This window comes from Sphingobium sp. CCH11-B1, from assembly GCF_001556865.1.
GTDB lineage: Bacteria > Pseudomonadota > Alphaproteobacteria > Sphingomonadales > Sphingomonadaceae > Sphingobium.
In genome coordinates this window covers 1-16,243 of record NZ_LSJY01000027.1, presented here as the reverse complement: position 1 = coordinate 16,243, position 16,243 = coordinate 1, and the positions used below count along the sequence as shown (strand labels likewise).

The window sequence follows — 16,243 nt, the reverse complement described above, 5'->3', positions numbered from 1 at the left end:
TGGTGCAACTGCGCTGGCTCGCCATCGCCGGGCAGGTCGCAACGATCCTGCTCACCCATTTCGGCATGGGGATAACCCTGCCGCTCGGGTCCATGCTGGTGGTGCCTTGCATCGCCGCGCTGATGAATGTCGGCAGCCTGATGATCCTGCGCCGCCGCACCGACATAACCCATGCCGAACTGTTCCTTGCCCTGCTGTTCGACGTGCTGGCGCTGACGACGCAACTTTACCTGTCGGGCGGCGCGACCAACCCCTTCCTTTCGCTCTATCTGGTGCAGGTGGCGCTGGGCGCGGTGCTGCTCCACCGCTGGAGCGTCTGGGGCATCGTCGCCGTCTCCACCGTCTGCGCGGCGATGCTGGCCTTCGTCCACCGGCGGACATGGATCTGCCTCACCATGGTGGCGGTGCTGCTCGTGCTGTTCATGACGCCGATCAACCGCAACATCCAGGAACGCGAATCCCACCTTGCGCGCCTGCGCCAGCAAGCGGCGGAGGAGGAGCATATCGTCCGCATGGGCCTGCTTGCCTCGGGCGCGGCGCACGAACTGGGCACCCCGCTGGCCCAGCTTGCTGTGGTGCTGGGCGACTGGCGCCACATGCCCCAGATCGCGGGCGACCCTGCCCTCATCGAGGAAGTGGAGGAGATGGAAGCCGCCGTCCGCCGCTGCAAGGCGATCCTGACCGGCGTGCTGCTGTCGGCGGGCGAGGCGCGGGGCGAAGCGCCCGAAGTCACGGATGTCCGCCACTTCATCGAACGCATCGCGCAGGACTGGCGCGCCGCCAATCCGGACATGCCGCTGCGCTGCGATTTCGGCCCGCACGACTATCCGCGCATCATCGCGGACCCGGTGATCCGCCAGGCCGTCACCAACCTGCTGGACAATGCGCGCGAAGCCGGCGCGACCTATATCAACATGATGGTCAGCCGGGACAGCCAGTGGCTGCACATCGCGGTGCACGACAACGGGCGGGGGTTCAGCCCCGACATGCTGGCCGATGTCGGCAAGCCATACCGGTCGAGCAAGGGCAGGCAGGGCGGCGGCCTTGGCCTGTTCCTCGTCTTCAATGTCGCGCGCAAGCTCGGCGGACGGGTGGACGCCAGCAACGGCGCGGACGGCGGCGCGATGGTCCAGCTTCGCCTGCCCTTCGCCACGCTGGCCCTGGAGGAGGACAAGGATGGCGAATGACAAGCGGCTGCTGATCGTCGAGGACGACGAGGCTTTCGCCCGCACCCTCAAACGATCCTTCGAGCGGCGCGGCTATGATGTCGCGCTGGCCGACAGTCTGGAGGCGGTGCAGGCGCTGCTCTCCGGCGGTACGTTCGGCCATGCCGTGGTCGACCTGAAGCTCGGCCCGCAATCCGGCCTCGCCTGTGTCCAGGCGCTCCACGCTCATGATCCGGCCATGCTGATCGTGGTGCTGACCGGCTTCGCCAGCATCGCGACGGCGGTGGAGGCGATCAAGCTCGGCGCGACCAACTATCTCGCCAAGCCATCCAACACCGACGACATAGAGGCCGCGTTCGCGCGGGGCGCGGGCAATCCCGACACGCCGCTGGCGCCCCGCCCCACCTCCATCAAGACGCTGGAATGGGAACATATCCACGAAGTGCTCAAGGACAGCGACTTCAATATTTCCGAAGCCGCGCGCCGGCTGGGAATGCACCGCCGCACGCTGGCGCGAAAGCTCGCCAAGCGGCAGGTCGGATAGGGCTACCCTCAGCCGCCGCGCAGCAGCCCGACCGCCGCATCCTTCTCGAACAGATAGAGGCAGGTCCGTGCCGCCTGCCCGCGCGCGCTGTCGAGTCCGCCGTCCCGTTCGATCAACAGATGCGCGTCGTCCCGCGCCGCATCCACCAGCGCCGCCACATGCTCCGGGGTGGCGAGTTTCAATTGCGCGTCGCCCGACTGGCGCGTGCCCAGCACCTCGCCCGCGCCCCTCAGCTTCAAATCCTCCTCCGCGATGCGGAAGCCGTCATTCGTTTCCCGCATCAGCGCCAGCCGCGCCCGCGATGTCTCGCCCAGCGCATTGCCGCGCAGCAGCAGGCAGGTGGACGGCTTGTCCCCCCGCCCCACGCGCCCGCGCAACTGGTGCAGCTGCGCAAGGCCGAAGCGGTCCGCCCCCTCGATGATGATGAGGCTGGAATTGGGGACGTCCACGCCCACCTCGATCACCGTCGTCGCCACGAGAATCTGCGTCCGGTTGGCGGCAAAGGCTTCCATCGCCGCGTCCTTTTCCGGCCCCTTCATTCGCCCGTGGACCAGCCCCACCCGGTCCCCGAAACGCAGCTTCAGGGACTCCGCCCGCGCTTCCGCGGCCGCCTGATCGCTGGTTTCGCTCTCCTCGACCAGCGGACATACCCAATAGGCTTGCCCGCCGGCTTCGACATGGCGGGCAAGCGCATCCACCACCTCGTCCAGCCGGCTGGCCGACATGACCAGCGTCTGGATCGGTTGGCGGCCCGGCGGCATCTCGTCCAGCCGCGACACGTCCATCTCCCCATAATAGGTCAATGTGAGCGTGCGGGGGATGGGCGTCGCCGTCATCACCAGCAGGTGCGGCGCCTGGGCAGCCTTGCTGGCCAGCATCATGCGCTGCGCCACGCCGAAGCGATGCTGCTCGTCGATGACGGCCAGGCCCAGCCGCTTATACTGCACCGCTTCCTGAAAGATGGCGTGGGTGCCGACCAATATGTCGATGCTCCCGTCCGCCAGCCCCATCAGCGTCGCCTCGCGCACCTTGCCCTTCTCGCGCCCGGTGAGGATGGCGATCTCCACTGGCAAGCCGCCGGCCATCTTCCGCAGCGTCTCATGATGCTGCCGCGCCAGGATTTCGGTCGGCGCCAGCATCGCCCCCTGCATCCCCGCCTCGACCGCATTGAGCAGCGCCATCAGCGCCACCAGCGTCTTGCCCGATCCCACGTCGCCCTGCAGCAGCCGCAGCATCGGCGTCGCCTGCGCCATGTCGCCCTCAATCTCTCCGATCGCCCGCCGCTGCGCGCCCGTCGGCGCGAAGGGCAGCTTGAGCATCGCGCGCAGCCGCCCGTCGCCTTCGATCGGCACGCCGCGCCTGCGACGCGACGATTGCCGCACCAGCATCAGCGCCAGCTGGCCTGCGAAAATCTCGTCATAGGCCAGCCGCTCGCGCGCCTTGGCGTCCGACGGATCGGCATGGGCCCGGACAAGCGCCTCGCGCCAGCCCGGCCAGCCCTTGCCCGCCAGCAGGCTTGGCTCGATCCATTCCGGCAGCTCGGGCGCGCGCGCCAGCGCCTGCCCCGCCAGATCCCGCATCCGGTTGTTGGTCAGCCCTTCCGACAGGCCATAGACCGACTCGCGCGCCGGCACCGTGGCCGCTTCCTCGGGCGGCAGCACATGGTCGGGATGCACGATCTGGAGGTTCTCGCCATAGGCCTCCAGCTTGCCCGACACGAATTTGGGCTCGCCCAGCGGAAGCAGCTTGCGCGGCCAGGCGCTGTTCTTTCCGAAATAGACGAGGGACACGCCATTGCCATGTCCGTCCACCGCCTGCACCCGGAAAGGCGCGCGCGCGCTGCCGCTGGCGCGATAGTCGACCGGCGTCAGCATGACCCCGATCACCCGCCCAGCATCGCCCATCTCCAGTTCGTCGGTCAGCTTCCTGTCGACCCAGCTCACCGGCAAGTGAAAGGCGACATCGACCGCGCGCCTGAGGTCCAGCCGCTCCAGCGGCCGCGCAAGCGCCGGCCCCACCCCCTTGAACAGGGAAATTTCGGCAAAGAGCGGATTGAGAATATCGGGTCGCATGTCTATCTCACGCGCTCTAGAGCATTTTCGAAGCGGCCGGAACGGTCGCTGACTCGGAAAATGCGACAACAGATGATGCCAGCCGGCACGGTCCTGCAAATGCCTGATCGGTGGTTCGACCATGCCCGCCAAAGGAACAAATTGTGAACGACAATCCCCATCTGCGCCGCATCAAGTTTCGCGCCTGGCACCGCGGCACGCGGGAAGCGGACTATACGGTCGGCGGCTTTTTCGACCGGTATCACGACACATGGAACGAAGAGGAGATCGCCTGGTTCGAGCGTTTCATGGAAGAACAGGACGCTGACATCATGGGCTGGGCGCTGGGCACCATCCCCGTGCCGCCGGAATGGCAAGGCCCGATGATGGACCGTTTCCTCAAGCTCGATTTCGTGAAGATCGTCTAGTCCAGCCACCCCGCGAAGGCGGGCCTCCATCTTCGGCACAAGCCTACATTGCAAGGTATGGGAGATGGATTCCCGCCTTCGCGGGAATGACCAGCCTCCTATGACCGACCTCCAGAAAATCCTCAAAGCCGCAAAGCCCCTCACCCTCTCCGGCGTTCCCGCCGGCTTCCAGCCCTGGCTGCTCGCTGACCTCGCCCGCGCCGCGGCGACGCGTGCCGTGTTCATCGCCGCCGACGAACAGCAGATGCGCGCCATCGCCGATACCGCGCCGACCTTCGCGCCGGAACTGGAGGTGATCGAGATTCCGGCCTGGGACTGCCTGCCCTATGATCGGGCCAGCCCTTCGCTTCGCGCCGCCTCCGCGCGCCTTGCCGGCCTCCACGCGCTTCAGGCCAGGCCCAGGGGCGCGCAACTGGTCGTCACCACGCTGGCGGCGATGACCCAGCGCACGCTCACCCCCTTCCGCGTCCGCCAGCTGGTCGCAAAGCTCGCGCCCAAGGAACGGATCGCCATCCAGCGCCTGGCCGAAATGCTTCAGGCGAACGGCTATGTCCGAACCGACACCGTGCACGACCGGGGCGAATTCGCCATTCGCGGCGGCATCGTCGATCTCTTCCCCGGCGGCGAGGAGCAGCCCTTGCGGCTCGACTTTTTCGGCGACGAGATCGAGACCGTCCGCCGCTTCGACCCCACCGACCAGCGCACCACGGGAAGCGTCGATGGCTTCACCCTCCTCCCCGCCTCCGAAGCGCTGCTGGACGAGGACACGATCAAGCGCTTCCGCCTGCGCTACCGCGAAACCTTTGGCGCGACCGCGACCGGCGATCCGCTCTATCAGGCGGTCAGCGACGGCCGCCGCCTTGCCGGCATGGAGCACTGGCTCCCCCTGTTCGAGGAGAAGCTGGTCCCCCTGACCGATCATCTGGGCGATGCGGTCATCGTGCGCGACCATGGCGTCGCGGGCGCGGCGGACAGCCGGTTCGAGGCGATCCGCGACTATCACGCCAACCGGGTGCAGGCTAAATCCGCCGACCCCGGCTCCTACCGCCCCCTGAAACCCGAAGCCCTTTATCTCGACGCCGCCGAATGGGATGCAGCCGCCGCGACCCTGCCGATGCACGCGACCACGCCTTTCCACGAACCGGAAAGCGCGACCGTGCTCGACTTCGCAGTGGACGGTCCGCGCGACTTCACCCCCGAACGGGCGCAGAACGCCAATATCTACGAAGCCGTCGGCAAGCATATCGACAGCCTGCGCCGAGGTAAGAAGAAGGTCGTGATCGCCAGCTATTCGGGCGGCGCGCGTGAACGTCTCTCCGGCCTGCTCGCCGACCATGGCGTTGCCCGCCTCGCCGCCGCCGACGACTGGCAGGAGGCGCTGGGCCTTGCCGCCGACGGCCGCGTGACGCTGATCGTCCTTGGCCTCGACCATGGCTTCACCGCCCCCGATGTGGCCGTCCTCACGGAACAGGACATGCTGGGCGACCGCCTGGTCCGCCGCGCCAAGCGCAAGAAGAGCGCCGATGCTTTCCTGCAGGAACTCGCCACCCTCACCCCCGGCGACCTCGTCGTCCACCGCGATCACGGCATCGGCCGCTATGACGGCCTGACGCAAATCCCGGTCAGCAAGGCCGCGCATGACTGCGTCGCCCTGGAATATGCCGGCGGCGACAAGCTCTACGTTCCCGTAGAAAATCTCGAAGTCCTCTCCCGCTACGGCTCGGAAACGGACGGCGTAAGCCTCGACAAGCTCGGTGGCGAAGCCTGGCAACGGCGCAAGGCCAGGATGAAGGAGCGCATCCGCGAAATCGCGGGCGAACTGCTCAAGACCGCCGCCGCCCGCGCGCTGCGCCCTGCCACCGTGGCGGAACCCGACCATGCCGGATACCCCGCCTTCGTGGACCGCTTCCCCTATCAGGAAACGGACGATCAGGACCGCGCCATCAGCGACGTGATAGAGGATCTGGGCGCGGGCAAGCCGATGGACCGGCTCGTCTGCGGCGATGTCGGTTTCGGCAAGACAGAGGTGGCCCTGCGTGCCGCCTTCGTCGCGGCGATGGCGGGCATGCAGGTCGTCGTGATCTGCCCCACCACCCTGCTCGCGCGCCAGCACCACATGAATTTCGTGGACCGTTTCCGTGGCTTCCCGATCGAGATCGGCCGCCTTTCCCGCCTGGTCCCCGACAAGGAGGCGAAGGCGGTGAAGGCCGGCCTTGCCGACGGCAGCATCGACATCGTCGTCGGCACCCACGCCCTGCTCGCCAAGGGGATCGAATTCAAACGCCTCGGCCTGGTCATCGTGGACGAGGAACAGCGGTTCGGCGTCACCCACAAGGAACGGCTGAAGTCGCTCAAGACCGACGTCCATGTGCTGACGCTCACCGCCACGCCCATCCCCCGCACGCTCCAGATGGCGATGTCGGGCCTGCGCGAACTTTCCGTCATCCAGACACCGCCGGTCGATCGCCTCGCGGTGCGCACCTATGTCATGCCGTGGGACGGCGTCGTCATCCGCGAGGCGCTGCTGCGCGAACATTATCGCGGCGGCCAGAGCTTCTTCGTCGTCCCCCGCATCGCCGATCTGACCGAGATCGAGGACTTCCTGCGCACCGAAGTGCCGGAGGTGAAACCCATCGTCGCCCATGGCCAGATGAGCGCCACCGAAGTCGAGGAGCGCATGTCCGCCTTCTACGACAAGCGCTATGACGTGCTCCTCTCGACCACCATCGTCGAATCCGGCCTCGACATCCCCAGCGCCAATACGCTGATCATCCACCGCGCCGACCGCTTCGGCCTGGCGCAGCTCTATCAGCTACGCGGGCGCGTGGGCCGGTCGAAGACGCGCGCCTATGCCTATATGACCACCCCCGCCAACCGCATCATCACCGAAACGGCGGAAAAGCGGCTCAAGGTATTGTCCGATCTCGACACGCTGGGCGCGGGCTTTCAGCTTGCCAGCCACGATCTCGACATTCGCGGCGCGGGCAATCTCGTCGGCGACGAACAGTCGGGCCATATCAAGGAAGTCGGCTTCGAACTCTACCAATCCATGCTGGAGGACGCGATCCTCGACGCCAAGGCAGGCGGCATCGCTGCCGAGCGGCGCAGCGAGGACTTCTCGCCGCAGATCACGGTCGATGCGCCCATCCTCATCCCCGAAGAATTCGTGCCGGACCTCGACCTGCGCATGGGTCTCTACCGCCGCATCAACGAACTGGAGGACCGGCAGGGTCTCGAATCCTTCGCCGCCGAGCTTATCGACCGCTTCGGCAAGTTGCCGCTGCCCACGCAAAACCTGCTCAAGATCATCGAGATCAAGCAGAATTGCGTCGCCGCCAACATCGCCAAGATCGACGTGGGACCAAAGGGCGCGCTGGTCAGCTTCTTCGAGGATCGCTTCCCGCGTCCCGAAGGGCTCGTTGCCTATATCCAGCGCCTCGACGGCGTCGCGCGACTGCGCCCGGACAGCAAGGTGGTCGTCAACCGCGCCTGGGGCGACCCGCAGGCCCGATTGAACGGCGCGCTGCAACTGTCGAAGGGGCTGGCGAAAGCGGCGGGATAAGCCCCCTCTTCACCCCGCGACCCCGGCACCCACCGGGGTCCGGCATCCTGATCGCTCCCAAGCGCCGAAGCCCACCATTTCGAGCTAACCCCTTCCAAAATAGGAATTTCTCTGATCTACCCACCGGCATGACGCAACCATCCAGCCTGCCGACCCATCGTCATGCTCCAATAGGAAGAGAGGCGTCGGAGAAGCGTCGCGAACGCGTCGGTGGCGCGTGGCGAAAGCCTCGCGAGCGCGTCGCGACCGCTTTTGGCGGAAATGCGTGGCGTCATGGTGTGAACTTCGCCTTCCCACTGATCCACATTGGCATCGAACGTCTTTCATCATGGTCCAGAAACAGGCTGGAAACAGGAGCCCCCTACATCCGCCGTGCGACCGGGCAGCAAAGCCCGGCGCATAACAGGAGAACAGACATGAGCATCGCTCTCATCGCCCTCGCGGCCGCCGCCGCGAGCCACAGCGTGACCATCGACCATCATGGCCAGCGCATCGGCGCCACCTACACCGCCCGCGCGGACGTGCAGGCGAAGACGGTCGGCGCACGGGCGGGCATCCGCATGGACGGCCAGCGCTGCCAGTGGACTGCGACCATCGTCGTCGACCGGGCGCTGGACCATGGCCCCGCCCATGCCCGCGCGATTTCGACCGACAAGCGCTTTTCGGGCAGCGAGCCCGGCGCATGCCACCCCGCCCGCCAGCCGGGTGAAACGACGATCGCGCGGCATCGCGATGCCATCCAGGCGCATCTCGTCGCCGTGGCGCAGGCCGACCGCGCGCCCTTGCTCGCAGAGCTGGATTCGGCCCGCGCCCTTGCGTCGAACTGACCGCCTCTTTGCTGCGGCATGGCTGGGAGCATTGCTGCTCGCCAGCCATGCCATGCCGGCCGCCGCCCAATATGCTGGCCGCCCCAGCGTCACGGTCGAAGCGGCAAGCGACGACCGCCGGCGGGGCCTCAGTTGGAGCGACGGCGATCCCGTGCTGCGCGGGGCGCTCTCCATCCCTATCGCCGGCGGTCTGAGTCTCGATGGCGCGGCGACGACGCTTTGGGGCAGCGCCCGCCACGGCGGCCCCGACGCGGCGGTCGATCTCGGCGCAACCTTCGTCCGGCAACTGGGCGGCTGGCGCCTGACCGGGGAAGGCCGCTATTATCTCTTCCCCGGCGCATCAGGCCAGGGCTATGGCGAAGTGGGCGCGATCGCCGGTTTCACGCTTGGCCCCGCCGGCGTTGATCTCGCCGCCCGCTACGCCCCGCGCCAGTCGGCGATCGGCGGCGATCTCCTCTATGTCTCGGCCGCCGCATGGGCCGCCATTCCCGGCACGCCGCTGACGCTCTCGGGCCATGTCGGCCGCTCGACCGGCGACACGCGCGATCCCGCCCGCGCCGCCCGCCTGCGCCCCGGCGGCGACTATTGGGATCATGGCGTGGCGCTCGACTGGTATCGCGGCCGCTGGTCTGCCGGGCTGCGCTATGCCGACACGGACATCGCGGCGATGGATGGCGCACACGCTGGCGCCAGCCTGATCGGCCGAGTGGGCCTGACCTTCTGACCGACTGTCCTAGGGGCAGCGGCCCTGCTATACGGTCGGCAGGAGGACGCCATCATGCCCGTCGAACTCACCATTCTCGCCTGGGGCATGATCCTGCTCCTCGTCCACATCTTCGCGGCCGCGCATGTGAAGACGAAACAATATGGCCCCAAATGGAATATGGGCGCGCGTGACGAGACGCTGCCGCCGCTGAACGCCGTGGCGGGCCGCCTGTCCCGCGCCCAGGCCAACTATATGGAAACGCTGCCAATCGCCATCGTCGCGCTGATCGGCGTGGTCGTGGCGGGCCGGACGAGCGAATGGACCGCGCTGGGCGGCTGGATCTGGCTCGCCGCGCGCGTCATCTACCTGCCGCTCTACGGCTTTGGCATTCCGGTCGTTCGGACGATCATCTTCCTCTCCGGCCTGGTCGGGCTGCTGATGACGCTCTGGCCCTTGCTGCGCATCTAACCCGCGAGGACAAGGTTGATGAGGTCTGCGGACGCCACGCCCGCGGACCGAAGGAACCCCTGATAATAATCGCAGCCCTCGCGCGCCAGAAGGCTCAACTGCTCCTCCGTCTCGATGCCTTCGGCGATGACCTTCAGGCCCAGAGACTTCGCCATGTGGATGACGCCGCGCACGATGATCCGGTCCCGCGCCGTGCCCGCTATGTCCTGCGCCAACCCGCTGTCGATCTTCAGATAATCGAGCGGCAGGCTCTTGAGGTAGGCAAGGCTGGAATAACCGGTGCCGAAATCGTCGATCGCGACGGCCAGCCCTTCCGCTCGCAGCGCCGTCAGCAGCGCGCCCGCCGCGGCCACATCGTCGATCAGGCCGCTTTCGGTAATCTCCACCGTCAACCGGCCGCGCGGAAAACCGCTGGCGTCGACCAGCCCCAGCAAGCCGGGCAGGAATCCGGGCTGGGCGATGTCGGCGGCCGTCAGGTTGATCGACAGGCGCAGGTTGGACAGTGCCCGCGGCCAGGCCGCCGCCTGCCGCAGCGCCTCCGCCTGGATGTGCGCCGACAGCGGCAGCATATAGTCGGATCGTTCGGCGGTCGCGAACAGGATGCCCGCGCCCAGTGGCCCATAATGCGGATGGTTCCAGCGGGCGAGCGCCTCCACGCCGCTGATCCGGTCGCTGTCGACAGGATATTGGGGCTGAAACACGATGCCGATCTCGCCCCGGTCCAGCGCCAGCCGCAGGTCGGTTTCCAGCCGGTCGGCGTCCACCTGCCGGCTGTGGCGCTCTGCGGAAAGGATACGGATGCCCTCCCCGCCCGCCTGCCGCGCGTCCGACAGCGCAGTCCCGGCACGACGCAGCAACAGCGTCGCGTCATCCTCCGCGCGGGCCTGCGCGATGCCGCAACGCGTGGTCAGGCGGATCAGATGATCGCCCGCGCTGAACGGCCGGCCGATCACGCCGATCAACTGCCGCGCGATGAAGGTGGCGCGGTCGGCGCCCGCGACTTCGCCCGTCAGCCCGACAAGAAACTCCGTGCCTGCGATCCTGGCCACCATCGCGCCGGGCGCGACATCGTCGACGATCCGTTCGATCCGCCGCGCGATCCGGCCCAGCAGCGCGTCGCCCACGACCTGCCCGTATGCCGCGTTCATGCGGTCGAACTGGCTGATCGACAGCAACAGGATCGTCGTTGCCAGCCCCTTGCGGCGGTCGAGCCAGTCTAGCGCCGCCTGCCGCGAGCGCAGGCCGGTGAGCACGTCACGGCTGGTCGCGTCCTGACCCTGCCCGTCGGACAGCCATTCGACATCCGCCGCGATCGCGCCGTCGCTGATCCGCAGATGATGCACCATCCGCTGATCCGGCCGGTCCGGCAACACATGGGCCAATGCCGCCAGACGGCCCGACTCCCGCATGGTTCGCAGGGCCGCCAGCACGCTGCGCCGTCCTGCGCGCGGCAATCGACGCAGCAGCGTCGCCGGGGCGATTCGGCGTCCTTCCACGCCCAGATGCCGGGCAAGGCTTTCGCTCAGCAACAGTTCGCCGCTGCCGCACGGCAGGTCCCAATAGAGCGCATCGCCCCGCCGGATGCGCTGCGCCCGCCGGCTATGCTGCGCGCCGCCGCCCAGCCGCTCGACCAGACGATGGGCCGAAGCCAGTGCGGCTTGCAGGCCAATATCGCTGACCGGGCCAACCAGATAATGCGTCGCCCCCGCGGCAAGCAGCGCCGGAAGACGCTTCTGCTCCTCCTCATCGATCAGCACCAGCAACGCGCCACCGCCTGCTTCCATCGGCGGCACGAGGGGCGAGAGAAGGTCTCCGGCGCTCGCCCCGCCCCGCAGATCGACAAGCGCGACCTGCGCCTCACTGTGCAGATAGCGTTGCGGCGCATCCTTTGCGCGGCGGGCACCGATGGCGCGCCACCCTGCGCGCTGCGCCGCCTGGCACAGCCCGTCCCGGTCGCCCGGCGACAGAATGAACAGGCTGCGCTGCCCGTCTCCGCTTTGATCCCCGCTCGCTTGCATGCTTTCCTTGCCGCCGATCGCCCGGCCTTACCAGCAAGGCGTTACTGACCTCTTGCGCTGGCCGCAACCGGGGCGCTTGCGCGGCGCATGTGCATCGCCTAGCTAACGGACATGGCCTCGGCTGCTCCTTCGCCTGCGTTGATGACCGACGGTCTTGGCCGCCGGATAAGCTATCTCCGTATTTCCGTGACCGATCGATGCGATCTTCGGTGCCGCTATTGCATGGCGGAAAAGATGCAGTTCCTCCCGAAGAATCAGGTGCTGACGCTGGAAGAGATCGCGCTGCTGGCCGATCTGTTCATCGCGCGTGGCATCCGACGCATCCGCCTGACCGGCGGCGAACCGCTGGTGCGGCGCGATATCGGCGATCTGGTCCGCAGGATCGGACGGCGCCTGGGCGACGGCCTCGACGAACTGACCCTGACGACCAATGGCACGCGCCTGGCCGACAATGTGGCGATGCTGGCGGATGCGGGCGTTCGGCGGATCAACGTCAGCCTCGATACGCGCGATGCCGGGAGGTTCGCGCATATCACGCGCGGCGGCCGGCTCGATCAGGTGCTGGAAGGACTGGCCGCTGCAAAGAATGCCGGCCTCTCCATCAAGATCAACATGGTGGCATTGAAGGGCGTCAACGAAGACGAGATTCTTGCCATGCTGCACTGGTGCGACGATCAGGGGTTCGGCCTGACGCTGATCGAAACAATGCCTCTGGGTGAAACCGGCGAGGATCGGACGGATCATTATCTGCCGCTCAGCATCGTCGCAAAGGAGATTGACGGCCGGCATCCGATGACGCCGATCGAATACCGGACTGGCGGACCGGCGCGCTATTACAATGTCGATGGCCTGAGCGTGAAACTCGGCCTCATCACGCCGCTTACTCGTAATTTCTGTGCCGATTGCAATCGGATCCGCATGACGTGCGAGGGCAAGATCTTCATGTGCCTGGGCCATGAGGATCATGTGGATTTCAAGTCCACACTGCGCGATGGCGGGCTTGCGGCGGTGGAGCCTCTGATCGATCGGGCGCTGCGGTTGAAGCCTGCCGCCCACGACTTTCGGATCGGGTCGGGCCTTCAACCCGCGACCAATCGCCACATGAGCGTCACCGGCGGATGAGCAGCGAGACTAGGCGAGCCTTGCTCGCATCGCCCACCCAGGCCGCCCGCGCGGCAGAAGACAGGTTGCGGGCGACCTATGATTTCGTCCCGATGGAAGAGGCGGACATGGTGGTGGCGCTGGGTGGCGACGGCTTCATGCTGCAAACGCTTCATTCGATGCTGGAAGCACGCCGCATCTTGCCAGTCTTTGGCATGAATCTCGGTACGGTCGGCTTCCTGATGAACGAATGGCGGCTGGAACGGCTGGAGCAGCGGCTGGAGCGGGCCAAGAGCTTCAAGGTCAATCCGCTTCGTATGACAGTCGACACGGTGGATGGCGAACGTTTCTCCATTCCGGCCATCAACGAAGTCTCGCTGCTGCGCGAAACGCGCCAGACCGCCAAGCTGGAAGTGCATGTGAACGACCGTGCGGTGCTCCCCGAACTGGTGTGCGACGGCGTGCTGGTCGCCACTCCGGCAGGATCCACTGCTTATAATCTGTCCGCCCATGGCCCGATCCTGCCGCTGGGATCGGCATTGGTGGCTTTGACGCCCATCAGCCCTTTTCGACCCCGCCGCTGGCGCGGTGCAATCCTGCCGGAATCAACCGCCATCCGTTTCATCGTCCTTGATCCGGTCAAGCGCCCAGTCAGCGCCGTGGCGGACCAGAGGGAAGTGCGCGACGTCGCGCAGGTGGGCGTCGGCATCGATAGGGCGACGCCGTTGACACTGTTGTTCGACCCCGAACATACGCTCGACGATCGCATCGCGGCCGAACAATTCATCGCATAAATTTCGACATTTGACGCTTGCCATCGTCGGAAAGCCGCTGCTATAGGCACGGCCTGCCCAGCGGAAGCCGGGTCGCTCCCCGATAGCTCAGCGGTAGAGCATTCGACTGTTAATCGAATGGCCGTAGGTTCGAATCCTACTCGGGGAGCCACGCTTTTTTCGATAAGTGATTTGGGTTATATTCCAACCACTTAGCGTTCGACACCTCCTTTTGTTCTCATCACCAAATCCCGTAAGTCACTGATTTTCCTGACTATCTCATTTCTGACTTGGTTCGAATTCGACGCGGGGTTTCCTCATAGGTGAGAAGAGAAGTCTACGGGATGGCCTGAGCAGTGCTCCTCCCTCTTCGTCACCCATTGATGGACTTGTACTCTGCATAGGACCAACATCCTTTGCTTTGGGCTACTCCAAATGGAGTATCGGATTGCTGCTTTTGGCTCGTGATAATATCTGCCGCACGCATTTCTATCCCGCAATAGGCAAGGCACTACCGGAGCCGGTTAAGGCACTGGTGGAGCCGCAAGCGGCTTTACCAGTGCGCTTTGAGTCGAGAAACGTGTGTGATAGCGCCAATTCCCAAAGGACTGCCGCTAGGCGCCAGTACCTCCGCGTACCTCTGGAGCGAATCACAGGAGCTACGCCTACTAGCCGCCCAACAACAAAAGGGTGCGCCGTTTGTGATCCGGCAGATTCCGGAGAGCGACGTAGCATAGTTGTCGTTCACCCACGCCGGACACCTTAATCCAGTGTCGACCCTTTGCCGTCGTTCAGCCGTCAAAATCCGGCACTCAGGTTCGGCCCGTCCGCTAACTGGCAGCACGCGACCAGTTATCGCCGTTCCTCTGTGGTGAAGTGAACGTCCGGATCTGACGGGAGCCGCCGGTCGAGCGCGATGAACCCATTGATCTGCAGTCACCAAGACATTGCTATTCAAGCGATTACCTTGGCTTCTCAGAACAGGCAGTTTCGGGAACGCGCGACCATCCCGTTTCTCTATCTCCGATCTGCCATTTTGAGAGCAGCCGGCAGCGTGCGCGCCCGCGATGAGGCCGCCGCGGCGCTCGCGGCGGCCCAGGCCGCGCTCGTCCGCCAAGCGGCAGGTCGCGACAATGTCCTCTGATCGGCCACGGCTTGAGCAACCGTATCCGCTGCCATCTGCCGTTCGACAACACTCCAGTTCTTGGTCGCGTGACATCTCGACCGCGCGTGTCAGCACGAACCTCCACCGAATGCCATACCAACGGGCTTGAATGACCGGGTTTTCAAACAACCACGAACAATTTCAGTCAAGATCCCAATCGGCAGGCGCGCCAAGCAGCAGCGATTCAGCATAATTGTTTCCATCGCCGCTTTAATCGCTCCGCTGCGATATCCAAAGCAGAGAAAATGCCGATAAATTCTATCTGGCACAAGAGTTGCCAATCCTCCTGTGGATTGGGGGCGTGTCCACATGAGCCAATCCGGTTTTACACGTTAGCCGGAGATATCAATGAAATACCATCTACCACTCGCAGCGCTAAGTGCTTTGCTATCGCTTGCATCGGCGACCACCGCCGGCGCTGTCGATCTGGACGCGGGAGACTATGATCCCGCAAAGCCCGGCACCACATTGGCCCTGGTATATCTCCAGCATGCCGAACGAGACGAACTGGACTCCGGGGGCAAGACGGTACCCGGTGACAATCGCCTGAGTACCGATGTCGGCATTTTCAGGCTGGTTCACTATGTCAGCATCGCCGGCCTGACGGTTGCCCCCCAGATATTGGTGCCGGTCGTGAAGCAAAGAGGCCTTGGCGATCAGGCCGCGCTGGGCAGGCACAGCGGAATAGGCGACATCATTCTGGCCGCCCCAGTCTGGCTGGTGAACCGCCCCCAGAGCAACAGCTATTTCGGGATCACGCCCTATCTCTACATTCCGACGGGCGATTACAGCGCGGCTCGCCCCCTCAATGCGGGTGAAAACCGATGGAAACTCAATCCTCAGGCGGCCGGCACAGTCCGGATCGCGCCCAAGCTCGCATGGGATGCGGGCGCAGACGTCACCTTCTACGGCAAGACCGGCCGTAATTATGCGGGTGGCCGAATGACCCAGAAGGCAGGTTTTCAGATACAAACCTCTCTCCGTTATTTTCTGAGCGACAGGATCGATCTGCGCGGTGGCGTTTCCCATGCCGAAGGTGGCGACTGGACGCAGAACGCGCTCACTAATCAAGGTTTCACCCAGACCAAGTTCTGGGTTGGCACAGCCGTGAAGCCCAGTGCCGCCACGCAGGTAATCCTGACCTATGGCAAGGATCGGGACGTCCGCAACGGCTTTCGGGAACAGAATCGCGTGAACCTGCGCCTGCTATACGCCTTTTGAGATGCTCGACTGCTGATCGACTGTTGCTACAACAACAGTCGATCAGCACATCCTGCACTTGGGCGTCGGCCCATCGCCGCCGGGTCACGGCCTGTCGCGCTTTTCGCATCTGGCACAGGGCTTGCTGATGGTGGGGCAACAGAGATTGGATCCCTATGTGAGGATCAGCGTGCAATAGGCACCCCCTTCGTGGGGTGATCGGCGTGCAAAAAG

General features: G+C 65.4%; 13 protein-coding genes and 1 tRNA gene. 12 read left to right on the top strand and 2 right to left on the bottom strand.

Annotation, left to right across the window (positions count from 1 at the left end; genetic code table 11):
- Positions 1-1,187 (top strand): ATP-binding protein (locus AX724_RS03590; protein ID WP_066763643.1); only part of this gene is annotated, 1,187 nt, incomplete at its 5' end.
- Entirely contained in the window at positions 1,177-1,710 is a 534-nt protein-coding gene (locus tag AX724_RS03585; protein ID WP_066763641.1) for a response regulator transcription factor, read from the top strand. The genes AX724_RS03590 and AX724_RS03585, both read left to right, overlap by 11 nt.
- Before the next feature lie 8 nt (positions 1,711-1,718).
- Here AX724_RS03585 and recG read toward each other — a convergent pair whose 3' ends face one another.
- Positions 1,719-3,782 carry an ATP-dependent DNA helicase RecG gene (recG, locus tag AX724_RS03580; RefSeq protein ID WP_066763640.1) on the bottom strand — a complete coding sequence of 688 codons (2,064 nt, stop codon included), beginning with the start codon at positions 3,780-3,782 and terminating at the stop codon, positions 1,719-1,721.
- 143 nt (positions 3,783-3,925) lie between these two features.
- Here recG and AX724_RS03575 point away from each other — a divergent pair, with 143 nt between their 5' ends.
- The 5 genes from AX724_RS03575 (at position 3,926) to AX724_RS03555 (ending at position 9,752) form a co-directional block, all read left to right on the top strand.
- Complete coding sequence (locus AX724_RS03575) at positions 3,926-4,189, top strand: FAD assembly factor SdhE (RefSeq protein ID WP_066763638.1); 264 nt, start codon at positions 3,926-3,928, stop codon at positions 4,187-4,189.
- A gap of 100 nt (positions 4,190-4,289) precedes the next feature.
- Positions 4,290-7,751: a transcription-repair coupling factor gene (gene mfd / locus AX724_RS03570; RefSeq protein WP_066763637.1), complete on the top strand. Its 3,462-nt coding sequence runs from the start codon at positions 4,290-4,292 to the stop codon at positions 7,749-7,751.
- A 416-nt stretch (positions 7,752-8,167) separates the two neighbouring features.
- Positions 8,168-8,578 (top strand): hypothetical protein, encoded by a 411-nt coding sequence (locus AX724_RS03565; protein ID WP_066763636.1) that lies wholly within the window; start codon positions 8,168-8,170, stop codon positions 8,576-8,578.
- On the top strand, positions 8,565-9,302 hold the full coding sequence (locus AX724_RS03560; protein ID WP_066763634.1) for a TorF family putative porin: 738 nt from the start codon (positions 8,565-8,567) through the stop codon (positions 9,300-9,302). Before AX724_RS03565 ends, AX724_RS03560 begins: the two co-directional genes overlap by 14 nt.
- A 54-nt stretch (positions 9,303-9,356) precedes the next feature.
- Complete coding sequence (locus AX724_RS03555; RefSeq protein WP_066763632.1) at positions 9,357-9,752, top strand: MAPEG family protein; 396 nt, start codon at positions 9,357-9,359, stop codon at positions 9,750-9,752.
- Here AX724_RS03555 and AX724_RS03550 read toward each other — a convergent pair.
- Positions 9,749-11,770, bottom strand: a complete 2,022-nt coding sequence (locus tag AX724_RS03550; protein WP_066763631.1) for a putative bifunctional diguanylate cyclase/phosphodiesterase — start codon at positions 11,768-11,770, stop codon at positions 9,749-9,751. The genes AX724_RS03555 and AX724_RS03550 overlap by 4 nt on opposite strands.
- 111 nt (positions 11,771-11,881) lie before the next feature.
- Between AX724_RS03550 and moaA the strand changes: the two genes are divergently transcribed.
- The 5 genes from moaA to AX724_RS03525 all read left to right on the top strand — a co-directional run bounded on the left by moaA (position 11,882) and on the right by AX724_RS03525 (position 16,030).
- On the top strand, positions 11,882-12,892 hold the full coding sequence (gene moaA, locus AX724_RS03545; protein ID WP_066763630.1) for a GTP 3',8-cyclase MoaA: 1,011 nt from the start codon (positions 11,882-11,884) through the stop codon (positions 12,890-12,892).
- Positions 12,889-13,665 carry an NAD kinase gene (locus AX724_RS03540; protein ID WP_066763629.1) on the top strand — a complete coding sequence of 259 codons (777 nt, stop codon included), beginning with the start codon at positions 12,889-12,891 and terminating at the stop codon, positions 13,663-13,665. The genes moaA and AX724_RS03540 overlap by 4 nt, the downstream gene beginning before the upstream one ends.
- A gap of 76 nt (positions 13,666-13,741) precedes the next feature.
- A tRNA-Asn gene (locus AX724_RS03535) sits at positions 13,742-13,816 on the top strand.
- Positions 13,817-14,560: 744 nt separating this feature from the next.
- Positions 14,561-14,788 carry a hypothetical protein gene (locus tag AX724_RS03530; RefSeq protein ID WP_156447983.1) on the top strand — a complete coding sequence of 76 codons (228 nt, stop codon included), beginning with the start codon at positions 14,561-14,563 and terminating at the stop codon, positions 14,786-14,788.
- A gap of 369 nt (positions 14,789-15,157) precedes the next feature.
- Positions 15,158-16,030 carry a transporter gene (locus AX724_RS03525; protein ID WP_066763624.1) on the top strand — a complete coding sequence of 291 codons (873 nt, stop codon included), beginning with the start codon at positions 15,158-15,160 and terminating at the stop codon, positions 16,028-16,030.
- The last annotated feature ends 213 nt before the right edge of the window (positions 16,031-16,243 follow it).